The 21673-nt window shown below is 50.9% G+C and carries 16 protein-coding genes; 4 read left to right on the forward strand and 12 right to left on the reverse strand.

Going from position 1 to position 21673, the window contains the following annotated elements; all coding sequences use genetic code 11:
- Window positions 1-239 precede the first annotated feature (239 nt).
- The 3 genes from Pr1d_RS14925 to Pr1d_RS14935 all read right to left on the reverse strand — a co-directional run bounded on the left by Pr1d_RS14925 (window position 240) and on the right by Pr1d_RS14935 (window position 6235).
- On the reverse strand, window positions 240-722 hold the full coding sequence (locus Pr1d_RS14925; protein WP_148074269.1) for a hypothetical protein: 483 nt from the start codon (window positions 720-722) through the stop codon (window positions 240-242).
- A 93-nt stretch (window positions 723-815) separates the two neighbouring features.
- Complete coding sequence (locus Pr1d_RS14930) at window positions 816-4316, reverse strand: efflux RND transporter permease subunit (protein WP_148074270.1); 3501 nt, start codon at window positions 4314-4316, stop codon at window positions 816-818.
- The gene (locus Pr1d_RS14935; protein ID WP_148074271.1) at window positions 4313-6235 is read right to left on the reverse strand and encodes an efflux RND transporter periplasmic adaptor subunit; all 1923 of its coding nucleotides are present in this window, start codon (window positions 6233-6235) and stop codon (window positions 4313-4315) included. Before Pr1d_RS14935 ends, Pr1d_RS14930 begins: the two co-directional genes overlap by 4 nt.
- Before the next feature lie 263 nt (window positions 6236-6498).
- Here Pr1d_RS14935 and Pr1d_RS14940 point away from each other — a divergent pair, with 263 nt between their 5' ends.
- Window positions 6499-6678 carry a hypothetical protein gene (locus tag Pr1d_RS14940; protein ID WP_148074272.1) on the forward strand — a complete coding sequence of 60 codons (180 nt, stop codon included), beginning with the start codon at window positions 6499-6501 and terminating at the stop codon, window positions 6676-6678.
- 1313 nt (window positions 6679-7991) lie between these two features.
- On the opposite strand, the gene Pr1d_RS14945 is transcribed toward Pr1d_RS14940, so the two are convergent.
- The 3 genes from Pr1d_RS14945 to Pr1d_RS14955 all read right to left on the reverse strand — a co-directional run bounded on the left by Pr1d_RS14945 (window position 7992) and on the right by Pr1d_RS14955 (window position 9572).
- The gene (locus Pr1d_RS14945) at window positions 7992-8279 is read right to left on the reverse strand and encodes a metal-sensitive transcriptional regulator (RefSeq protein ID WP_148074273.1); all 288 of its coding nucleotides are present in this window, start codon (window positions 8277-8279) and stop codon (window positions 7992-7994) included.
- A gap of 110 nt (window positions 8280-8389) precedes the next feature.
- Entirely contained in the window at window positions 8390-8728 is a 339-nt protein-coding gene (locus Pr1d_RS26705) for a four-helix bundle copper-binding protein (RefSeq protein ID WP_390622023.1), read from the reverse strand.
- 103 nt (window positions 8729-8831) lie between these two features.
- A complete protein-coding gene (locus Pr1d_RS14955; RefSeq protein ID WP_148074275.1) occupies window positions 8832-9572 on the reverse strand; it encodes a heavy-metal-associated domain-containing protein in 741 nt (246 codons plus the stop codon).
- A gap of 513 nt (window positions 9573-10085) precedes the next feature.
- On the opposite strand from Pr1d_RS14955, the gene Pr1d_RS14960 reads away from it, so the two are divergent.
- Window positions 10086-11438, forward strand: a complete 1353-nt coding sequence (locus Pr1d_RS14960; protein ID WP_148074276.1) for an APC family permease — start codon at window positions 10086-10088, stop codon at window positions 11436-11438.
- A 55-nt stretch (window positions 11439-11493) separates the two neighbouring features.
- Here the strand turns inward: Pr1d_RS14960 and Pr1d_RS14965 are convergent, their stop codons facing one another.
- The 6 genes from Pr1d_RS14965 to Pr1d_RS14990 all read right to left on the reverse strand — a co-directional run bounded on the left by Pr1d_RS14965 (window position 11494) and on the right by Pr1d_RS14990 (window position 18121).
- The gene (locus tag Pr1d_RS14965; protein WP_210417724.1) at window positions 11494-13026 is read right to left on the reverse strand and encodes a copper oxidase; all 1533 of its coding nucleotides are present in this window, start codon (window positions 13024-13026) and stop codon (window positions 11494-11496) included.
- 45 nt (window positions 13027-13071) lie between these two features.
- Complete coding sequence (locus Pr1d_RS14970) at window positions 13072-14376, reverse strand: TolC family protein (protein WP_238476512.1); 1305 nt, start codon at window positions 14374-14376, stop codon at window positions 13072-13074.
- A gap of 588 nt (window positions 14377-14964) precedes the next feature.
- Window positions 14965-15708 (reverse strand): DUF6602 domain-containing protein, encoded by a 744-nt coding sequence (locus tag Pr1d_RS14975; protein ID WP_148074277.1) that lies wholly within the window; start codon window positions 15706-15708, stop codon window positions 14965-14967.
- Window positions 15709-16632 carry an AAA family ATPase gene (locus tag Pr1d_RS14980; RefSeq protein ID WP_148074278.1) on the reverse strand — a complete coding sequence of 308 codons (924 nt, stop codon included), beginning with the start codon at window positions 16630-16632 and terminating at the stop codon, window positions 15709-15711.
- Complete coding sequence (locus Pr1d_RS14985) at window positions 16632-17144, reverse strand: HORMA-1 domain-containing protein (RefSeq protein ID WP_148074279.1); 513 nt, start codon at window positions 17142-17144, stop codon at window positions 16632-16634. Before Pr1d_RS14985 ends, Pr1d_RS14980 begins: the two co-directional genes overlap by 1 nt.
- Before the next feature lie 2 nt (window positions 17145-17146).
- A complete protein-coding gene (locus Pr1d_RS14990; protein WP_168205247.1) occupies window positions 17147-18121 on the reverse strand; it encodes a CBASS oligonucleotide cyclase in 975 nt (324 codons plus the stop codon).
- Between the two features lie 196 nt (window positions 18122-18317).
- On the opposite strand from Pr1d_RS14990, the gene Pr1d_RS14995 reads away from it, so the two are divergent.
- Window positions 18318-19418 (forward strand): AAA family ATPase, encoded by a 1101-nt coding sequence (locus Pr1d_RS14995; protein WP_210417725.1) that lies wholly within the window; start codon window positions 18318-18320, stop codon window positions 19416-19418.
- Window positions 19419-19426: 8 nt separating this feature from the next.
- Window positions 19427-21649, forward strand: a complete 2223-nt coding sequence (locus Pr1d_RS15000; RefSeq protein ID WP_148074281.1) for a S8 family peptidase — start codon at window positions 19427-19429, stop codon at window positions 21647-21649.
- Window positions 21650-21673 lie beyond the last annotated feature (24 nt).

Raw genomic sequence — 21673 nt, forward strand, 5'->3', positions numbered from 1 at the left:
CCCCTCTTTGGGCACGGTGTGAGCCTTGCCAACTTACATTGATACGAGATTAACATCGGCATTTACGAGATTTGCCGTCACACTTAGTACAAGCCTGACAACTCATACGATGCAGTTTGGAGTCCGCCTGTACGGATTAGGCAAAATATTCACAAGTAGGTAGTAAAGTCCGGACGCCCTTGATTCCTCATCGAATCTTGGACGCCCGGCGCAAAGGATTTCATCTCCACAGATTTCTTCTAACGGCGATTCTGTGTCTGCAGATAGGCGGTATAGTACGCGTCTACTTGTGCAACAGCAGCCTCCGGATTCGCATTGATTTTCTTAATGCACGGAGGACAGCAAACGTAAATAATTTCTCCCTGGGCCACCGTCCACTTGGCACCCGTGGCGGGCAAGTTTTTCTTCATAATTGGACATTTCCCTTGGGCTTTGGCAATGTTGGCATGAATCGCAGCCCAGTGTTGCGGGTCGATCTTGCCTTTCGCACAGCCCGCACAACAAAGAAAGACTTCCTCCTGTGCCTCCCCGATGGCAACCTTGACGGGACTCCCCATTGAACCCAGCTTCTCTCCCGATACAGGGCAGATCTCCTGAACGGCGATTCGCAATTGGTCATGCTGAGAAAACTCCGTAGAAGGCTGAGCACTTTCTTGCCCCCAGGTAGTGTGGTTTATACCGGCCGCAACAACAAACACAGTCATCAAAGTAAGTTTCTTCATTTCATTTCTCCTTCTACACAACTAAATCCCTTAAAGAAACACAGCACCTTAGCGGCGTCTTCCATCAGGACAAAAAAACATCTTTCAAAACCCTTATGCGGCTGACGAAGCCGTCAGTGGAATTTCTCCCTCTTCCTCTTCGTTCCAATATTCGTCCCCCATACCAGCGCGCATCTTGAACTCCACGTAAGCACAGTACAGAGTTGGTACAATGAAGGTGGTAAATGGTTCGACGAGCATGCCTCCGAAGACCGGCAAAGCCATTGCCCTCGCCACGTCCGCCCCTCGTCCAGTCGACAGCAACACCGGCACTAAGGCCATGATCGTGGTAATCGTGGTCATCATACACGGTCGAATCCGCTTAAGTCCGGCTTCGTAGATGGCAAGTCGAATGTCGTCTACATTGCGAATGGTGCGACGTTTGAGTGTATCACGCATGTAGGTTGCCATCACAATTCCGTCGTCGGCTGCCAAACCAAACAACGCGATAAAGCCAACCCACATGGCTGTATTCATCTCGACACCCATAATGGCCGCCGCGATCATGCCTCCGGCAGCAGCAAAGGGAATACCTGAGAAAACGATCAAAGAGATGGGAAAGTTTCGGAAATGAAGGTAGTGTAATAACAAATTGATGAGAATCACTGTGGGCACAATCCACATTAATCGTTGGTTAGCCTCGATCTGATTTTGGAATGAGCCAACCGCTTGCATTTCAAAGTTGCCTTTTGGAAATGTCAGTCCGCCACTTTCACGAGCATCTCTCAAGGATTCCATGACACCCTCTACAGTCTCCAAATCACCCTTGGCACCCGAAGGGGAAAACATCACATGTGCAACTAGTCGTGAATCCTCACTGTTAATCATTCCAGGTCCCCAAGTAGTCGTCACAGTCGCTAGTCGCTCTAGGGGCACAACATCACCGGTATGAGTGACGACTGGAGCCTTACGCAATTCATCGAGCTGCTCTCGCAGGTTGCGTTCATAACGAACTTGAATTGGGTAGCGTTCCCGACCTTGCACCGTCTTGGTGACATCCACCCCCCCGAGACCTGCTGAGACAATCTGATTAACCATCATGGTTGACATGCCGTAACGAGCCGCCTCTTCGCGGTCGATCTCGAATTCGTAATAGGGTTTCCCCATGACGACATCAGGGTTGACGGTGCCAGCGTTAACCAAATAGTTCTCCTTGAGTTGGTTAGCAACTGCTAAGGCTGCTTCACCCAAACCTTTGAGGTTATCCCCATAGATCCGCACTGCCATGGACGCCTTAATACCACTTTGCAGCATCACCACACGTCCTTCGATAGGCTGGAGTGGTGAAGCGGGAGTCACACCGGGCAGTGTTGCCACGGCATTGATTTCATCCCAAATCTTTCGCTCAGTCATCCCTTCCCGCCACTGGTCCCGAGGCTTGAGCATCACATAGGTTTCAACCATCGCCGCCGGGGCCGGGTCGAGTGCCGAATCAACACGGCCAATCTTGCCCATCACATTCTCTACTTCAGGAATTGCTTTAATGAGCACATCCTGAGTTTGCAGAACTTCCATCGCCTGAGAAAAACTTGCCGCAGGATAGAGGCTTGGCATGTAGAACCAGCTTCCTTCGTCCAGCGCGATCCAATCGTCCGATTTTAGTCCTGTAAACGTGTGTTTGGCAGTGACGTAGCCAGGGACTTCGTTGAGGTCTGCCCCCAGCATGGCACACACCTTCTCGAAAGGACGCAGTACGGTTGGCAGCCCAATCCAGGCTCCCAGCCCAAGTATGAAGATCAGTATGGGAAACGACATCATCAAGGCTTTGCGACGCAATGCCAAACGCAATCTGCCTGCGTAAAGCCATAAGACAAAGCGGCTGACCGGGTTCTCCTCCATGTGTCGGATTTTCTCACTGCTCATCCACCATCCTGCTAAGGCTCCGAATAGAGCAGCTATGGCCGTTGCCCACGCTAGACTCAAAGTCGTCCATGCGGAGAGATGGTCACCCCAGACGAAATGGCAGAGACCGCCACTCAGGGCTGCGCCTCCCAATGCCGCCCCTAGACTTGACCACCGAGAGGACTTTGAGGTTTTCAAAAAAATGCGGCAGAGCATTGGTACGACTACCACCGCCACGATCAAGCTTGAAATGAGTGCAAATGATTTCGTCCAGGCCAAGGGTGAAAACAAGCGGTGGTCACGACCAGTAAGAAAAAACACCGGAAGAAAACTCACGATGGTCGTGCTCACTGCGGTAATCACGGCGGGAACGACTTCAGCGGCACCATCCCGAATAATTGTCACGCGTCTGCGCTCACCTCCCGGCGAGCCCGCTGCCTGCCAATCGGCCAAGTGACCATAGATGTTTTCCAAGACGATAATTCCCATATCGACCATCGTGCCGATGGCAATGGCAATGCCAGCGAGCGACATAATGTTGGCGTCTATGCCAAAGAACTTCATCGCGATGAACGCCATCAAGACGGCCATAGGCAGAGTGACGGAGATGACGATACTAGCGCGCACGTGCAATAAGAACAGTACCATCACGGCAATCGTGATCAACGTTTCATGCACTAATGCATTAGACAGTGTGGCGACCGTTTCCTGAATTAGCATCGTACGGTCGTAGACTGCCTTGATCTTGATGCCGTCCAACTCAGGCTCTAGCGAGGCGATCTTTTCCTTAACCCGTTCAATGACCTCCCGGGGATTCTCACCAAAACGCATCACCACGACACCGCCAACCACCTCTTCGCCATTGAAATCGAGTGCTCCACGGCGAAACGCAGGACCCGTTTGCACCTGGGCAATATCGCGGACCCGGATTGGCACGCCCTCACGTGTCATCACTACCGTTTTCTCGATCTGCTCGATCGCCTCGGCCTCGGTCTTGCCCGAACCGATAAAGCCCTTTCCCCGGACGATAAATTCCATTCCACTCGATTCGACCGTCTTGGCGCCGACATCGATATTCGATGCTTTTACGGCCTCAAGCACCTGGCTGAGCGGGATCTTGTGATAACGGAGTGCGTCGGGATCCACTTCTACCTGGTATTGCCGGACGTAGCCGCCAATCGAGGCAACTTCTGCTACTCCGTCGACCGATTGCAAGGCATATTTGATGAAAAAGTCCTGTCTGGAGCGCAGCTCTGCCAAATCCATGCCTGCGGGTGGCTGAAGTACGTAATAGTAAATCTGGCCTAGTGCCGTTGCGTCAGGACCAAGTTGCGGGGTCACCCCTTCGGGCATTTTGCCAGTGATCGTCGACAATTGCTCCGCGACCCGAGAACGAGCCCAATAGAAATCGACACTGTCGTCAAACGTCACTTGTACGAAGCTGAAGCCAAACATACTCTTGCCACGCACACTTTTGGCACCGGGCACTGCTTGCAGGGCCACGGAGAGTGGATAAGTAACTTGGTCTTCGACATCTTTCGGCGAACGTCCCATCCATTCCGACAACACGATGACTTGGTTTTCGCTTACGTTGGGAATGGCGTCGATGGGAACCTTTTTGGTGGAGTACCATCCGTAAGCCACGATGCCAACGCATGCCAAGAGAACGACCAATCGCTCACGAATACAAAAATCGAGCAAACTCTTTATCATCGTACAACCTCCAGTTCGGTTTTCTCGACAGACGATTCCGAAGATGGTTCAGAGATGATAATTTCCATCGCACCAATTTCCGGCAGATCGCTTTCTCCTTCTCCACTGGAGTTTGACACCACTCCTTTCGATAGCATGGCTAGATACTTGGTTGATTCTTCCATGAGAACTTCGCGGCACCCTTCACAACAGAGGAAAACTGTCCGACCCTCAACTTCAACTTTGGGCGGAACTCCCATCGACCCCAGGGGGTACATGGTTACAGGGCAAACGCTTTGTTCCTCGGCAAGTTTTCGGTCAGCAGCACTTAGCATAGCTAGTGCGGACTCGATCTCAGCGGACTCGGTATCCACGACTCCGTGCATTCCCTTCGTTGGATCAATCAAAGACGGGTTGCCCGCCAATTGCATTTGCGAGTCAATCAGAAAGTTCCCTGAGGTGGCAACTAGATCTCCCTCTTCCAGTCCATCGAGGACTCCCACTTGATCCGCGTTCACCATGCCGACGGTTACGTGACGAATCTCGAATCTTCCGGGTTCGGTTTCTACATAGACGACACTATGACCGCCGTTCATCAAAACAGCGCTTCTTGGAATCACTAGGCATTGATCCATGGCAACGGGCTTGTCGGTAAATCCGAAGTCAGCAGCAGGCACTAGGTCTATTCCGCAGACCGGACATTGTCCCGGTGATGAGCGCACGATCTGGGGATGACGCGGACTTATCCATTGTCCCGCCAGTTCCGGATCATAGATTTGCCACGAATCTCGCTCGGCAACTGCCAAGGGCGCACGGATTGTGGCCTTCGCGTAATCGCCGACACGCAATAAGCCATTGGGATTCGGTACCGCAACACGGACGCCCACCGTTCTTTTCATCGGATCCACAGTCGGGTCGATGAAGGCGACTCGACCAGAAATAGTCTTGCCTGGTAACGATTGCACCTCGGCTTCCACCTTCTGACCGTAGTGAATTGTTGCTGCATCCTCTGGAAATAGCTCCAGCATCAACCACACTGTCGAAAGGTCGGCCAGTTGATATATCACTTGGCCCTCTTTCACGTATTGTCCCTCCACGGCAAGTTTCTCGATCACTGTCCCACTGATCGGAGCACAAAGGTGCATACGACTATTCGCTTCTCCTTGCTCCTCTAATTGTGCAATCTGAGGCTCAGTCATGCCCAGCTCGATTAGTCGCTGTTTAGCACTCTTGTAGAGATTAGAGCTACTCTCCACTACACGCTGCAGCGACGATGATTGGCTATTTCCGTGGGCTTTCTTCGACAGCAGGTACTCCACCTGGGCGGAGAAGAGCTTAGGTGAGTAAACCAATGCGAGGTGGTCACCTTTCTCGACAACGACTCCGGTGTAATCGGCGTAGAGTTTTTCTAGCCGTCCGTCGACGTAAGCGGAGAGTGTCTTGAGCGAACCCTCGTCATAGCTCAGTTCACCGATAGCGCGAATCGTTCTTTCCAGTGACATCCTTTTGGTGGCAGCCGTGCGAATGTTTGCTATCCTGCGGGCTACCGGGTCAAGCTGCACGGATCGTGAGTCGCTTGGTCCATTCCCCGAAGCAGCCGGCACCAACTCCATCGCACAGACTGGGCAGCGCCCTGGCTCGGCCTGCGGAGGAGTACACATCATCGGACAGATATAGCGAGTATTCGAGGCTTCAGTCGCTGCGACGTGTGTCGCTCCACCCCCACCAGAAGATACCCAGCCCAACTTTTGAGCTACGCCGAGACCAATGATCAATATTGCGCCAGCGCCCAACAAGAGCAGTGGCTGGACCAATAGTTTGATCCATGAGTACTGGGACTCAGATTGTAATCCAGTTGCTTGCGCCTCGACAGCATTCGGGACTGTTTGAGGCGTATGTTCTTCTGGAATTGTTGGAAGTTCATTATTTGCTTCGGACATAAATACCTCGCTATACAACTTTCTCGTATGCGTTGGGTGTGTTGATGGTGTGACTTAGTTTGTCTTGTTAGTGACAACATCCTGAGCTACAGCCCGATGAACGTGATGTCGATCCGCTGGTTCTAGTTGCAGGTTCATAGCTGCTCCGGCTCGCCTTATCATTGGTAGAGGCCGTCAAATACTCAGCGGGATCGTCCTTGGAGTAATAACCATGAAGTGGATCAGTCGATGCAATTTTTGCATTAGAATTTTCCACAGCTTGCGTGACGGAATTCGCGGCAACCGACAACGGGGGAGTTGTTGCCGGTACTGACGCAGAAGTTGCTACTGTCGATGCCCGACGCCTACCTGGAACAAATCGGCTTGCCGTCTGGCAACCAGCCGTGAGCGACCCCAAGATTACTACCACAAATAACCAACGATACTTGCTATTGCACATTTGATCACCTCGATTCCTTTCGAGTCACGAAAATGGTTTATCCCTTAGCCATACCGTCCTACGAACAGTACTTGTTGAAAATTAAGTTGGGCGCTCAATATCCAGCTAAACAACGCCAAGGAGATATTACAGACCACATAACTAGGTCCCGCTTGTTTTTCACAATGCGAAACTCGTAATCAGCTAGAAATGCGCGCAGCTAGCACGAAAGGAACGGCGCGCAGTGGTGCTGAAGAATTCGGTTCAGATTGTGAACCGACAGAGGGTGATGCAGCGATCAAGAGAAGTTAGTGATTCTGATCCGACAGTCACACTTAGAGATTGATGTGTCGGACAAGGCTGGTAAATCGTTGCGAGAGAAGCTAGTACAGTAGCATCCGCAATGATCCTCTCTGGTGAGTTATTCTCGACAGGAGGACAGACTGGTTCAGTTGGGGCGTTATTCTTGCCGCACTGGCAATTAGCGCCGCACGAACAATTCCCATCCGCACAGCAGGGGCAAGTGCCACCTGAACAACAGCTATGACGTTCCGGGCTTACACTGCAACAAGTGCGACTCTGCTGTTTGCAGGAACTGTCTTCACCACAATGGCAGACCTTAGCCCCAGTACAAGGACAACGACCCGATTCTGCTTGAGAGTCAGTACAGCAACAACCCTCTGAAGATTCAATCTTCGTAGGACTGTGTGACACCTTCGAACACTCGCAAGCAACCGTCGGCACACCCTGCATGGGAATTGCTATGGCTGCTAGCCAGATAAGGATGCGAGCGGCGATGTGTTGAGTAATGCACACGTTGAACAATCCTAATAGTTGCCGCCCTCATCGACGGACAAAACCTTCCTCACTCATTTCTTCGACAGGCACGGAGACCAATCTGAAGAACAAACTAGCGAAATAGCAGGCCTCGTAGCCCCTAACTCCTTTATCCTTGCAAACTTAAGCTGTGAAAGGTCCACAAAACCCGAGGAGAGGTCAAGGGCAAACCTTGCTAGCTCTCTGTAATGATGGCATCCCGGACTATGCTGTCAAGATAAGTGACCTTACCCCCGGGTCAGAAAAAGCCCCTGTGAAACTTGTCTTAGACTGTCACAGACCCCAAAAAATGGATAGCGCGATCCCATTCTGCCTCACCTACAGGATAGCAGTTTTTGACCGGTCAAAAACAGGAACTCCACAAACCAGAACCCTTGAGGAGGAGATCGATCGCTGCAAGTGGCCATAGGAGACTCGGTTCACCAATAGTGAATAGCTTCATGAGCCGAGAATCGACTCAAGAAAGATGTTGGTTTGATTGCTCTGCTGATACCACGCTACTTAATCGACTATACGAGTGTACTTTTGAAATATCTTGATTAACTCGTCGATCTCTTGCTTGTGCTTTTTCGAAGTATCGGTTCGTACTACATCCCCCAGGCATGTCTTAACATGGTCTTCCAGAATGATTTGACCGACTTTATCGAGTGCACCGCTTGCGGCCGCTATTTGCGTGAGGATGTCGACGCAGTAGGCATCCTCGTCGATCATCCTCTCTATTGCTGACACTTGCCCAGCAACCCGACGCAGTCGGTTGGAGAGTCTTGATTTTTCTATCTTTGAAAGCATATGAGGACTCCTGCCGGAAAGGGTAGTGGGCGCTACCAATTTATAGCTTACCGACAGATATCCCCCGTGCCTATTGTAGGAATGGCCTGGTCAATAGCCGATCATTTGGGCTAAGCAGCCACTGATTGGCATGCTTTCGCACACCGGCGGCAACTTTCTGCGCACTTTTTGCAGTGATCATGATCGTGGACCTCACACTGCTCGGCACACCAGTTACACACCTCGGCACAAAGTCTGCAGATTTGCTGCGAGTATTTGCCATTCATGGCCATAGCATCTGCGCACAATCGGCAGATAGCTGCACATTCCAAGCAACATTTTGGACAGTCGTTATTGGAATCCTTGTTGAGCATTTCGACCAAGCATTCCAAACAAGTAGCAGCGCACTCGGCACAGGCTTGGATGCAGTCTTTTGATGAACTCGTTGTAGCCATCACAATTCTCCTCATTGAACGGGGTTAGAAAACATACCTAAATCGAAAAAAACTCACGCACATTTTATGCCACTTGGTGATTTCAAAATGCCGAAGCAATGAACTCTTTATCTCGTTCTCAGCTATTCCCCCGTAACATGACCACCAGCATCAGTCCCGCCATCGCCACCATAACGCTGTTCTCCACGATGGTGACCACAGACATCGGCAAGTTGAAGACGGTTCCTAGGCAAGCACACTGAATAGCTCGTTTTTGTCGGACAGCAGAGATTACACCTATAAGACCAACAGCCATGATTATCGCGGTGGCCAGATTGGCAGCGAATAAGTAAGTTGAGGTGACGAATAGCAATCCTAAAGTCACCTCGATCCAAGGGTATATCAGACTGTAGAGTCGCGAATGTCTGGCGATGATGTCGTAAGTCGCAAATGCATCGGCGAATCCTTCGATATTCAGTAACTTGAAAAACGCAAAACCAAGGAAAAAGAAGCCCATAAAGTAACTCATCGCCCGCTGCCAAGCAAAACTTGCATGGAGGGACTCAGTCAATACGGTCGCACCGACGACATAGACCAGTACCAACAACAGCGGCTTGTAACTAGAAATCGTAAATGCCGGTTTGTCTGGAATTTCTACCTCTTTCGATTCATCTAAGATCTTCGCGGAAAAACCCGCTCTGTCCACCGCATCAATTACTTGTTGGGTATCCGCTGATTCATCCAATTGAACCCGAAGTAGTTTTCGGGAATCGCTTAAATCTGCATTCCACTTCTGCACTCCAGGTGCGCCATCAAGTACGGCAGCAACTTTGCTCAAGCAACTTTCACATTTCATATTGGTTGAAAAAACAGCTTCCATTTGTAATCTCAATACTTTTCAAAAAGTAGGATTTGTAATTCCGACGATTGGTTAAATAATATGACACTCTCGATTCATTGTCATATAATTTCGCCATTCGCCAATTCGTTCACCTCCATTTGTATTGCTAAAGGGGTGGCCCTCCTGCTTTTCTTATGACAACCATGGCTGTCAGCAGGTCACATAGGGTTGGATGCCGTAGGCGATTTGTTTCTTCACAAATAAATTGCAAATAATCAAATTATGTTTTAATTCTTCTGAAGAATACTTGCAGTTTTGCATTGAACACTTTACTGTACGGCCCTTCGATTCGCGCCAAATGAATTCCCTCCGTGGGCTGGTCGGCGGTAGGCCATGCTGGTCGTTAAAGAGCCATCATAGTACCGAGGGCAGGCTGGAGCTGTGAGCCACCTTTGCCCAACGATGGATCCCTCAGCTTGGGACATAATTGACGCAATCCTAGTATCTGTAAAGATACGAGTACACCATTGTTCGGGGGAAGGAAGCAGGTATATGAGTGACACGCAATCATCGGAACAATACGAAGAAAACAGTCTTTCATTGACTGGTTCCGTGGCGATGGGCACTGGGGTAATGATTGGTGCCGGGATTTTCGCACTCACTGGACAAGTTGCCGAGCAGGCAGGTGGTCTATTTCCGCTGGCCTTTCTGGCCGCAGCGGTCGTGGCAGGCTTAAGTGCCTATAGTTATGTCAAAATGGCTGAGCAATATCCGTCGGCGGGCGGTATTGCCATGTTCCTGATGAAAGCCTATGGCAAAGGAGTTGTCACGGCCGGAATGGCCCTGCTGATGTACTTCTCCATGGTCATCAACGAGAGCCTAGTTGCACGGACCTTCGGGACATACACCTTGCAGTTGTTCGATGCGAAGGACAATCAATTGCTTGTACCTGCGTTAGGAGTCGGTTTGCTCGTGGCCGCCTTCATTGTGAACATACTCGGCAACAAGTTCATCGGTACCTTTTCGACTGTCACGGCGGTGATCAAGATAGCCGGTATTGTCATCTTTGCAGCCGCTGGTCTGTGGGTTTCTGGTCTGACATTTGACACCCTTGGAGTGACCGAACGAACATCAGCAGGTAGCTTTTTGTCAGCGACTGCCTTGGCGCTCCTTGCTTACAAAGGCTTCACGACTATCACCAACAGCGGGTCAGAAATCAAAGAGCCGAAGAAGAACATTGGTCGCTCGATCATCATTTCGCTGTCGGTTTGTGTGGTCGTTTATTTGCTAGTGGGATTGGCCGTCGCTGGAAATCTCTCGGTATCGGAAATCATCAAACATCGCGACTATGCATTGGCCGAGGCGGCGCGACCCGCATTTGGGCAATGGGGAATCTACTTCACCGTTGGACTGGCGATTGTGGCGACGATCTCGGGATTGATCGCCAGTACGTTTGCCGTCTCCCGGATGCTGGCGATGCTGAGCGAAATGAAACTCGTGCCGCACAAACACTTTGGGATGCCCGGTGACATTCAGAAGCATACGCTTGTCTATACGGTCGTGTTCGCCATCACATTAACGATTCTGTTTGATTTGTCCCGCATTGCTTCCCTTGGAGCAATCTTTTACATCATAATGGATATGGCTATGCATTGGGGTGTACTACGTCACGTTCGCAAGGAGGTGGACGCCAACCGCTGCATACCCATCACGGCTATCGTACTGGACACAGCGATCCTTGGTGCGTTTCTTTGGATCAAAGCAACGAGTGACATGCTAGTCATTTGGGTCGCGCTGGGTGGGATGGTCGTCATCTTTGCTGGAGAAAGATGGTTTCTTTCGTGGAAAGCAGATGAAGATTCAGATAAGTCAGACTCTCACCAATCGCAGCACCATGCTTCGTAGTCTGGCGGCAAATAGACAGCATCTAGACAATGGCTAAGTCAAAAAACCAATTGACTCACGACATTCCATGCATCTTCATCGCCGCCTCATAATCCGCGGGCGAGCCAAATCGCCGCACGATTTCTGCAAAGACCGCCCCTTTTTCCACTCGGTCGTCGCTTTCCATCACAATCCGGTACAGATCATCTGGCAGCACACGAAGTACCGTCATCAGTCCCATGACCGACATCGGCCACGTCGCTCGCATTCCTTGCACTTCACGGCGATTCCAAATCGCCTTCATGAATTCGGGCTGCATGACCATACCCTTCATTTCTTGCGGATAGCCGGGCGTCTTGAATCCTGGGTCTGAATTTTTGAGATTCACACCCGGAGATCGGTCAAGATCCGCCAAATAGGCCTCAACCGTTTGGTCGGGGCGCACACGTGGCCCGACTTGACGAGTCATATGGTTCATCATGTGATGCACCATGTGACAATGAAACATCCAGTCTCCCGGGTTGTTGGCTATGAACTCAAAGTCGGTGGCCTGTGCGATGCCAATTAACTCAGTGTTTCTTGGTACCCAAGCACTCTTAGGGATCCGCGCTCCTTCGTGCCCTGTAATCCAAAATGTGTGGCCATGAATATGAACCGGATGATGCTGCATTGGAGAAAAATTCATAATGCGAATTCGGACGCGCTCACCATGCTTGACAACGAGCGGCGTCGTGTACGGGCCGCTGCGTCCATTAATCGTTTGCCAGTTCCAGTCCATCCTCCATGAGTCAGCAATGGATTGCGATGGCTCGACATAAAAGTTCTGAAAGATCAGCCCAAGGTCGCGGTCCACCGGGGGGGCATAGACCTTCTTGGGATGAACGATCATAAACCCGACACTGCCAAATGCTTCCTGCATGGGAATGTGCGAGTGATAAAAAAACGTGCCATTCTCATGCACGTCAAACTCATACACAAAGCTTTTTCCTGGTTTGATGAGATTTTGGGTCAGTTCGCTGGCACCGTCATACTGAACGGGTAACTCGAAGCCGTGCCAATGGACTGAAGTCTCCTCGGGCAATTCGTTCGTGACAATGATGCGAATACGATCCCCTTGGGTGACTTCAATTGTCGGACCAGGCATCGAATCGTTGTACCCATAAACATTTAATTTATACCCAGGCAATACTTCGCGTTCCACTGCCATCGGAACCAAGTGAAACTCCTTGACTCCACCCACCATCTTCCAAGGTAATTTGTCTAGGTCAGGTGCATAGAAGGGAGCGTTCCCGGCATCAGCACTCCGAAAACCGGGCATCAATTTGCCGAGGTAAAAATCGGAGTCTGGATCATCGCCACGTGTCGGTTTGAATCGAGAGTAACCATCATACTCTGCTTGAACACCAACGGGCCTTCCCGCAGCGGGATCTCCCAATGGAGCCGGAAGCTGATTCCCGTGCTGCATATCAAGCATTTTGCGTGCATGTTCTTGTGCGGCAGTACTTGTTCCCACTAGCCCGCCGTAGAAGGCACCACCAGCAGCCATGGCGGAAGTTTTCAAGAATCGGCGTCGTTCACTCTGATTCGCATTAGACGGTTTTTTACTCATGGTAATTCTCACTCACAAGCGAATGGGCGATAAGACATTTAAGTTTTAACGAGGCTTAGGCACCGATTCGATGTGTCCCTGTGGCGAAATGCCGGGTGCGGCCATCAATCCATCGTGCAACAAGTAGCCATACACCAAAACCTCTTGCGTGCGGGCGTGAAGTAAATTATCTACCTGAGTAAGCCGGGCGTCAAAATAGTCATGTTGGGCCATCAAAACGTCGGGCCAATCGACCCGCCTTTCCTTGTAGCTCTCAAGCAATTCACGGTAAGCCGCCTTCAATTCTGGAAGAATCACCTGCTCATATTCACGAGCATGTTGCATCCCAGTGAGATATTGCTGATAGATCATTGCCAAACGATTTCGAAGTTCGAGTTCTACTCGTTCAATTTCTTGACGCTGACGAGCATAGTCTGCTTGGGCCTGCCGGACCGTTCCTTGATTTCGATCGTAGAGAGGAACCTCCAAGACGACACCTGCCACCGCAGTCGTCTGCTCGGCCTCAAAATTGTATCCCGCCCCACCACGCACAACGAGGTCAGGAACCCACTGAACATTCTCTCGGGCCACCGTTACCTGATCTACTGACAGCTTGGCCCGTGCCGCTGCCAATTCGGGACTCTCGGCAAGCAGCCGACCATATGCTTCTTCAAAAGAGATCACAGGACATCGAGTCTCCAGCACCCCCTCAACAGTTCCCACGCACAACGGGATGCCTACGAGAGTACTCAATGTACGGAAGGCTTCGTTGTAGGCATTCTCAACTGCTAAGACATCGAGTCGCGCACGTTGTAAGGCTACATTGGCTCGCCGAACCTGCGGTCGATTCGATTGCCCCATGTTGTAAGATTCTTGTGCAGTGACAGCAGAGTCTTCGGCCGTTTTTGCCATCTCACGACGGATTGAGAGTATTTCCCCAGCTGCTAATGTCTTATAGAAGTGAATGCGAACGTCATTGCATACGCGGAACTGTTGGGCCATCGCGAGATTTTCTGAAACGCGTGCTCGCCGTAGGTACTTTTCGCGGCTAAGTCGCAGTTTGCCTCCAGTGACAAATCTTTGCTCGATGACGCCCCCCTGAAATTCACCCGGAGTGCTTGTGCCATTCGGGCCATCGACGCCGATTTGCTCGGCCTCATAGGAGAGGACAGGATTCGGATAGAGCCCTGCTTGGAGTGCTTTTCCCAGTTCCGCAGAAATATGCGCCTCCGCCTGCCGGAGCGTCGGGTTATTCTTCGCTGCCAACGCAAGAAGTTCTTCCAGCCCGTAATTGGCGACTGGCCCTTGTGACGCGAAGGCCTCGGAAAAAGCGATTTCATTCGGCGTAGCGGGAATGCGTGGAGGCGCCATGTACTGCATTCCAGTAGGCGAAGGCACTGGAGCAGGTCGTGGAGCAATCAATTCTTGAGAGACTGCTAAAGGCAAGAATGCTAGCAGGACACCTGAACTCATAATGACTAGTTTTGCGTGCGAGCGCATGCGGGGATTCCAGAAAAGGGCCGTGTGAAAACTTCTCTAAATTAGTCATCGGCAGATCTTGATTGCAATTGGAAGAATCAATTCTTTCTAATCCTAGAACTGGCAAGCACACTTGTGGCAACATATCAAGTTACACACTTGACGTAGCGAAGGGAGGATGAGGATTTTTTCTTTCACGAAAACTGCTAGCATGCTCTGCAGAATATTGATTGGCGCACATTCTCAAAGAAGGGGGCCTCAAGGAATGCTCAAGTTCACTTTCGATGTGATGGCTTCCTAGTCCGTTGCTAGGTTCGGCAAACGGCCGACAGGTGAGATATCGAAAAAGTCTTTGCCAGACTATCTCCAGTTCAAAGTCTCCGTTGCTTAAAATTATCGCCATATCCGCTGCACTAGTACGGATCATGCCGATCTGCCTGATCAAAGTTCCTCATGCTAGAACTATCCAGTGAATCCAAGTTACTCAATCCACTTCAGGTACTTGTCCATCTCAACAGCCGGGACCGTCCCGAGCGGCTGTAGCATTTTGAAAAGTGACATCAAGAAGTACATCAGGCTTGCTTCAGGATCGCTCGTTTCAATCTTTAATCTGCTATTGTCGTTGATTACACGAAAGCCACCTTCAGACAAGACGCATCCAAGATGAATTTGTCCATGCTGCTCTGTCCAGCTCTGGTGGATTGCTCGTTCAAACGAATCCCCCAGCCCAGGATTCCAAGAGGAAGAAAGCGTCAATATCCCCGTGAGGATCTCGAAGAGTTCTTTCCTGGTGGTCCTCCCTGTTTGATCGGTTATCAACGCCGAAGTGCGTTTCAGCCTTCTGACGGACTGAAACTTCTTCGACGCGTATTCTATGTGTTCTTTCGAAATATCCTGCTTAACCTCGAAGACTGCGTACACGCTTTCAGCAGGAACGTACACAAGACCTTCATAGTTGATCACAAACGGAGTGTATTGACGATCAAAAACTACAACATCGATCTGTTCGCTTGCTTCGCCGTTGCTGTCGACGACCATCGCTCGTTCAATGGCATACCGATTCGGGAGGTACTCACGAAGAAGGCTGATCCAAGATGTCTCGGTTGCCTCACCTTTGGTCCCTTGGTGAACAGCATATTCTCGATTCAACTCCTGAGCTGCCAGCGTTGCTTTCTGACGACTCTTAAAAAGGCCTGACAAATCAACTCTATTCACTTCAGACATTTAGACCTCTGTGAAAGTCGGTGTGGGTTTGATTGTCAATGCGACGCTAGCAATCAGCTCCGCATTGATGCCTTGATTTGGATAGGCAGCTAAGACCACCGAAGGCACAAGTCGTTGTGTGATATCAGAGAAACTAAAACCTGCACCAACGTCCCTGTTCCCTGTCAATTCAACAATTCGCGTAAGTTCCGACTCGGAGCAAACATATTCGGGGAATGCATTTCGTAGCACCACGCGTCGTTGCTCCGCATTGGGACGGCTAAATTCAAACGTGGCTGCCGCCCGCCGCATGACAGCAGGATCTAAGGCACGAAGTCTATTGGTACACATCACCACCAGAACGGGTCTTCGGCCTTCAGCCAGATCGTCAATCCCCCGAATCAGAGCGTTCACTCCCGCACGGTCCTCATGGTGCATCTGCGCTGATTCGCGGGATTGTGCCAGCGCATCTGCTTCGTCAATTAAAAGGATGTGCCCTGTCGTCGCAGCTTGCCTGTCCGTAAGACAAGCTGCTTGAGACTTAATCATCGCGAACGCAGCGGAAATCAATCGGGTCATCTCACCGACCGCCCCAGTACCTCGGGCCGTCAAACTTAAACTATGTAAGAGAATGGGAATTCCTGCCTTACGCGACACCGCATCACCGAATGTCTCGGCCAACTCGGTCTTTCCTGTTCCAACGTCACCAGCCAAAATAAACAGTGGGGGTCGGCGTTGAAAGAAACACAGTGCGGGTAGCAAATGGTCAAAATGTCGAAGAGACCACTCTTCCAGTGAAGAGGGTTGAAGTTGCATCATCGCCTCTTTCACGAGCCGTTCTTTAACCTCGTCGAGTCCCACCAGCCTCTCCAGCCGACGCTTTGTCTCTGGATCAGGAAATTCCGTCACTTCATCAAATATTCCGTCTGTCGAATGGTTGTTCATCAATAGCTCCTAAATGACCGTCGGGAGACCTCAGTCCCACCCGCCGAGTAATTCTTCTCAGTTCCCGTCCAATAGCCCACACCATCGGCTGGTGGATCCCCTGGCGTCCGATTGATAGGATGAGTCCCTTTGAAAGTCGCCTGTTGATCGGAGTTCATGCCATGATACTTGCCGGAGTACCAAACGTAGTTGAAAAACGTTGTACCACTTAGATCAACGTATGCAGACATCTTCCCTGCGCGGTCATCCGTTTCGATATTCCCAGCAGGCGTGATATCGTAGGACCAGCTCAGCACACGTTTGTCGTCACATTTGAAACCGAATTCGTAGCGACTAAGGTAGCCGTTCCGCAACAACTCAATCAGCTCTTCGTTGTAAGATTTGACCGAGGAAATCGCGGGCTGACCATGAAGACGGCTGCAGGCGTTCAAATCAGCGGCAATCTTCGAAGCTAGATGCTTTGCGTGTGTGACGGTGAATGTGGATGATTGGGTATAGGTGTAAGTAGACATATTTATACCTTAAATGTCGGGCCAAAAACTTCCTTCCAGCACTCCACCGCGCGTCCCTTTGTGGTGGCATGCCGAGCCTCCGAAATTGCATCGAGGGCTTCCTCTGCTTGCTCAACTAATCTTGCTCGGTCGTTCGTCGTGTAATCGGCGACGATACTGTTATCGAGATTCACTGGATCGAGCACTTCGATCGGATTCTGACCTCGCCTGGGGATCTCACTGGCTCTGAAGAAATCTGTGAAAGCAATTTGATCAGCCAGCTGACTCTTCACTATGTAGGCGAAGAACTCTTCAAGAGCGTCTGGGTAGTTGGAAAAAACTGCCCCGGAATCCAATTGACTAGCCATTACCAGTTCCAGCAGATACGACTTGCAACGAAATGACGGTCCAATCGCAGCCTTTCGCTTGGACGACCAGAATTTGGCGAAGCGAATCATTTGGGCGTAGTGATTCTCGCAAGTACGCTTTCGTGTTCTGATGAACTCCAAGTGCATTGGGATACTGGTCAGCACTCGCTGACCTGAATCGCTGGCGTACAAGTAGCCCCGGTCAAGTGGGTCATCCTTGATTTCGTAGATTGGCACGACGTCAACATCAAGGCCACTCCCCCGAAATGAAATGCGGACACAGTGATTGCCGCGACTGATCTGGTCCGCGTTCATGTTTGGATAGACCTTGCGAAGCTCCTCGATCAGCCAGTCAAGTAGGTCCGCCTCCCCAGTAGGCGCGTCAGGTGAAGTCACATGCACTGCAACGTCGATGTCGTTGAGCGACTTCAGAGCGGTTCCCTTGGCAAGACTGCCGGAAAGCAGCATCTTTCTGAGGCCGACATCCGGATTCTCAGCAATGAATCCCTCCAACATGCTGCGGAGCCGGTTAACTTGGTCACGATATTCCTTGGCATCCTCTCGCTTGAGATTCACCGAACTATCAGCAAAGGAAACAAGATCTGTGTGTTTTATGAATTGATCACGCATTTGCATTCCTGTCATAAACGACCGCAGGACCACGATGTGGACGACTTTTGCATCAAACGGTGCCAACTAGTCCGCCGTTTTCCCAATTTAGGAAGGAGTATACGCCCCGCAATGGACGATGTAAATACTTACTCTTGTAAAATAGTCCACTTTCTGAGATAATTCAATAACACGCAAATGGGGAGGATTTCACTTGGTGGACGAACAGAGCGAAAAAAGCAAAGATTTGGTCCAATTGGCAAGGCTGGCATTGGCTGGGCGTCCGCAAGACGTCCAGACCTATGTCACGCGTATGTCACGAAAGTACCAAAAGTTGGTGCCGGAACTCGGTCAGCAGCTCAAGGATCTACTCAAAGCGGCCCCCACGCGTAAATCGCCGCTACGCAACGAAGCGATGGCCACGGTTCCACACGACCGTGACAGCCACTTGGACTTGCTTCGAATCGAATCGACCGGATTACTCGAACACGAACCCATCTGGCAGACCCATATCGAGGAATCGCTCCGCCAGATTGTCATGGAGCATCAGCACGCAGACTCTCTACATGGACGAGGGCTGGCTCCGACACGCACGGCAATCTTCACGGGTCCTCCAGGAGTTGGGAAAACACTTGCTGCTCGGTGGCTTGCTCGTGAACTAGACCGACCCCTTCTTATGCTCGACTTGTCGGCGGTGATGAGTAGCTACCTTGGGCGCACCGGCTCCAATGTTCGTCACGTACTTGACTACGCCAAAGGTGTGCCGTGTGTGTTGCTGCTCGATGAACTTGACGCGATTGCCAAACGACGTGACGATCATCAAGAACTGGGCGAACTAAAAAGACTTGTTACGGTCCTGTTGCAAGAGATTGATGACTGGCCCGAAGGCAGACTTCTTGTTGCCGCCAGCAATTATCACGAGTTGCTAGACCCAGCTGTGTGGCGTCGATTTGACGTTCACATCGAGTTTGAACTTCCGCCCCGCGATGCGGTGGAGCAAGCATTAAAACTGTTCGTTGAGGAAGGCACCGTCCTAGATGAGGTCTGGTTGCCAGCATTGACCGAAGTGCTTCTCGGACAGTCTTATAGTGACATCGAACGCCAGATTAAACTACTTCGCAGGCAGGCAGTGTTGAAGGACTGCTTACTTTCAGACCTTTTCCCGATACTCATTCATCAGCACATTGATAACCATTCCAAAGTAACTAAAAAAGAAATTGCTCTAAGGCTTAACGAAGCCGGTCTGTCGCAGCGAGCAATCAACGATCTTACCGGACTAAGTCGAGACACGCTTCGAAAACTACATAGCGCAGATTAGGGGTGACCATGGCAAAGAAACCTAACTTTCTTCTTGGTAACGGCCATCGCCTCACCTCACCGGTGAATATCAGCAAAGCGATGGAATCGAAGGATCCCCCTTATGGCTTAAACGATGCCAAAACTCGGCTGGCACCCCAGTTTGCCGTCGCTGCCAGCTCACTTGCCGCACTGCCCGAGGAAGCCTGCCCCGATGGATACTCAGTCGGAATTGTCACCCTGCATCCACAGTTCACGGCCAAGTCATACTTTCCCGGCGACTTGCTACGGGAAGCAAGAATGGAAGCAATTGGATCTCGCCCAGCAAGAACGACTCCCGAAAAATGGACGAAACAAGGCGACCCTGAAGAATCGCCGACTACCGAATTGTTCGTTGCAGGAAGAAGGGAAGACTTTGATCGATTTGCAAAAGGAATTCCCAATCTCAGTAAGACTGACAGAAGCTCACGAGATTTGTTCAAGATTGAAAACTTTCGGGCACCGCAAGCAAAAGACCGCGTGCAGAGACTTCGCAAACGTACGGCGGAGCCAATGCTGGAAGTGGTGCTGCACACGTCAGGCATTCCCAGGCCGAGTCGAATTCTCGAAGCCTTTGAATTCTATGCAGAGTCTTTGGGCCTTGATCCAATCATGGACCGTCGCTTTGACGTAAGTGGTCTGTGTTTTCTACCGGTGCGTGCCCCACGTCAATTGATTGACGACCTTAGTCAGTTTTCATTTCTGCGCACCATTCGCGAAATGCCAGGTTTGAGACCGCTTCGCCCCATTATCCGAGCGTCCGCCAAAACAAAGCCATTTCCTGTAACGCTTCCCAATTCGCAGCCTCTCGACAAGCAGCTTCGGGCCGCCGTATTTGATGGTGGTATCTCTACGGACTTGCACAACACTCCATTCGCGGTAGCTCATGACCCTGAAGGGATCGGCCCAGCAGTCGATGGTTACGTCGATCACGGAACTGGAGTGACATCCGCAGTACTGTTTGGCCCAATAATCAAAGGAATCGAGCTATCTCAGCCTTATGGCACGGTCGATCACTTCCGAGTGCTCGATAAACATACCACCAAAGATCCGCTGGAGTTATACGATGCTTTGAACCATATCAAGAATGTTTTGCAATCTCGCAAATACCAGTTTATCAATCTCAGCATCGGCCCAGCCCTCCCGATTGAAGATTACGACGTGCATGCTTGGACCGCCGTGCTTGATTCCGTACTCTCAGATGGTGAAACGCTGACAACGATCGCTGTCGGCAATGAGGGAGAACAGGATCACGAATCCGGTAATGCCCGAGTGCAGGTTCCATCGGACTCGGTCAACGCCCTTGCAATTGGAGCGGCCGATAGTCGTAGCGATACGTGGAACCGTGCCCCCTACAGCTGCATCGGCCCAGGTAGAAGTCCAGGATTGATCAAACCTGAAGTCATCGCGTTTGGTGGTTGCGGGAGCGAACCGTTTTTCGTTTTAGACCAGTCAACGACAATTGCAACACCCGATGCAGGAACAAGCTATGCTTCTCCCTATGCCCTTCGTATGGGCATGGGAGTTCGTGCCCATTTTGGAAACAGTTTGTCCATGCTGGCGATCAAGTCTCTGCTCGTTCACTGCTCTGAACCCAGCAGCGAGTTATCGGTGCATGAAATTGGCTGGGGACGAGTCGCACAAGATTTAGACTCCCTGGTGATTTGCCCAGACGGGCATGCACGAGTCGTCTATCAAGGCGTACTAACTCCAGGGCTGTATCTTCGCACACCTGTTCCGCTGCCATCAGGAAGTCTGCAAGGCATGGTCACGCTGACGGCCACGTTTTGCTTTGCCTGCCAAACGGATCCAGAAGATCCCGGCAATTACACTCGCGGTGGTCTTGATGTGACGTTTCGCCCCCACGCCCATAAATTTGATGAAGACGCTGTTCACCCAAAATCCAAGAGCTTTTTCCGTCGCACCGATTTTGATACCGAAAAAGAGCTTCGACTGGACGCTCACAAATGGGAGACCACGCTTCATCGTCAACAGCGATTTCAGTCTCGCACTCTTAAAGACCCTATTTTCGATGTCCACTATCAAGTTCGTGAAGCTGGCAAGCCAACCGTCGGTGACAAAATTAAGTACGCATTGATCATCACCGTTTCTGCACCAAAAGTCACCAATTTGTATGAAAGGATTGTTCAGCGTTACCAAACACAGCTTGAACCGATCATGCCCGTGATCGAAGTGCCAATTCGAGTTCGGTGAGACCACTTGCTAAATTGCCGGATT

The sequence above is a fragment of the Bythopirellula goksoeyrii genome (assembly GCF_008065115.1).
GTDB lineage: Bacteria > Planctomycetota > Planctomycetia > Pirellulales > Lacipirellulaceae > Bythopirellula > Bythopirellula goksoeyrii.

Bases quoted from the DNA above. Each gene is read 5' to 3' on its own strand.
- Pr1d_RS14925 (WP_148074269.1), bottom strand. From the start codon at position 722: ATGAAGAAACTTACTTTGATGACTGTGTTTGTTGTTGCGGCCGGTATA.
- Pr1d_RS14930 (WP_148074270.1), bottom strand. From the start codon at position 4,316: ATGATAAAGAGTTTGCTCGATTTTTGTATTCGTGAGCGATTGGTCGTT.
- Pr1d_RS14935 (WP_148074271.1), bottom strand. From the start codon at position 6,235: ATGTCCGAAGCAAATAATGAACTTCCAACAATTCCAGAAGAACATACG.
- Pr1d_RS14945 (WP_148074273.1), bottom strand. From the start codon at position 8,279: ATGCTTTCAAAGATAGAAAAATCAAGACTCTCCAACCGACTGCGTCGG.
- Pr1d_RS26705 (WP_390622023.1), bottom strand. From the start codon at position 8,728: ATGAGGAGAATTGTGATGGCTACAACGAGTTCATCAAAAGACTGCATC.
- Pr1d_RS14955 (WP_148074275.1), bottom strand. From the start codon at position 9,572: ATGGAAGCTGTTTTTTCAACCAATATGAAATGTGAAAGTTGCTTGAGC.
- Pr1d_RS14960 (WP_148074276.1), top strand. From the start codon at position 10,086: ATGAGTGACACGCAATCATCGGAACAATACGAAGAAAACAGTCTTTCA.
- Pr1d_RS14965 (WP_210417724.1), bottom strand. From the start codon at position 13,026: ATGAGTAAAAAACCGTCTAATGCGAATCAGAGTGAACGACGCCGATTC.
- Pr1d_RS14970 (WP_238476512.1), bottom strand. From the start codon at position 14,376: ATGGCGCCTCCACGCATTCCCGCTACGCCGAATGAAATCGCTTTTTCC.
- Pr1d_RS14975 (WP_148074277.1), bottom strand. From the start codon at position 15,708: ATGTCTGAAGTGAATAGAGTTGATTTGTCAGGCCTTTTTAAGAGTCGT.
- Pr1d_RS14980 (WP_148074278.1), bottom strand. From the start codon at position 16,632: ATGAACAACCATTCGACAGACGGAATATTTGATGAAGTGACGGAATTT.
- Pr1d_RS14985 (WP_148074279.1), bottom strand. From the start codon at position 17,144: ATGTCTACTTACACCTATACCCAATCATCCACATTCACCGTCACACAC.
- Pr1d_RS14990 (WP_168205247.1), bottom strand. From the start codon at position 18,121: ATGCGTGATCAATTCATAAAACACACAGATCTTGTTTCCTTTGCTGAT.
- Pr1d_RS15000 (WP_148074281.1), top strand. From the start codon at position 19,427: ATGGCAAAGAAACCTAACTTTCTTCTTGGTAACGGCCATCGCCTCACC.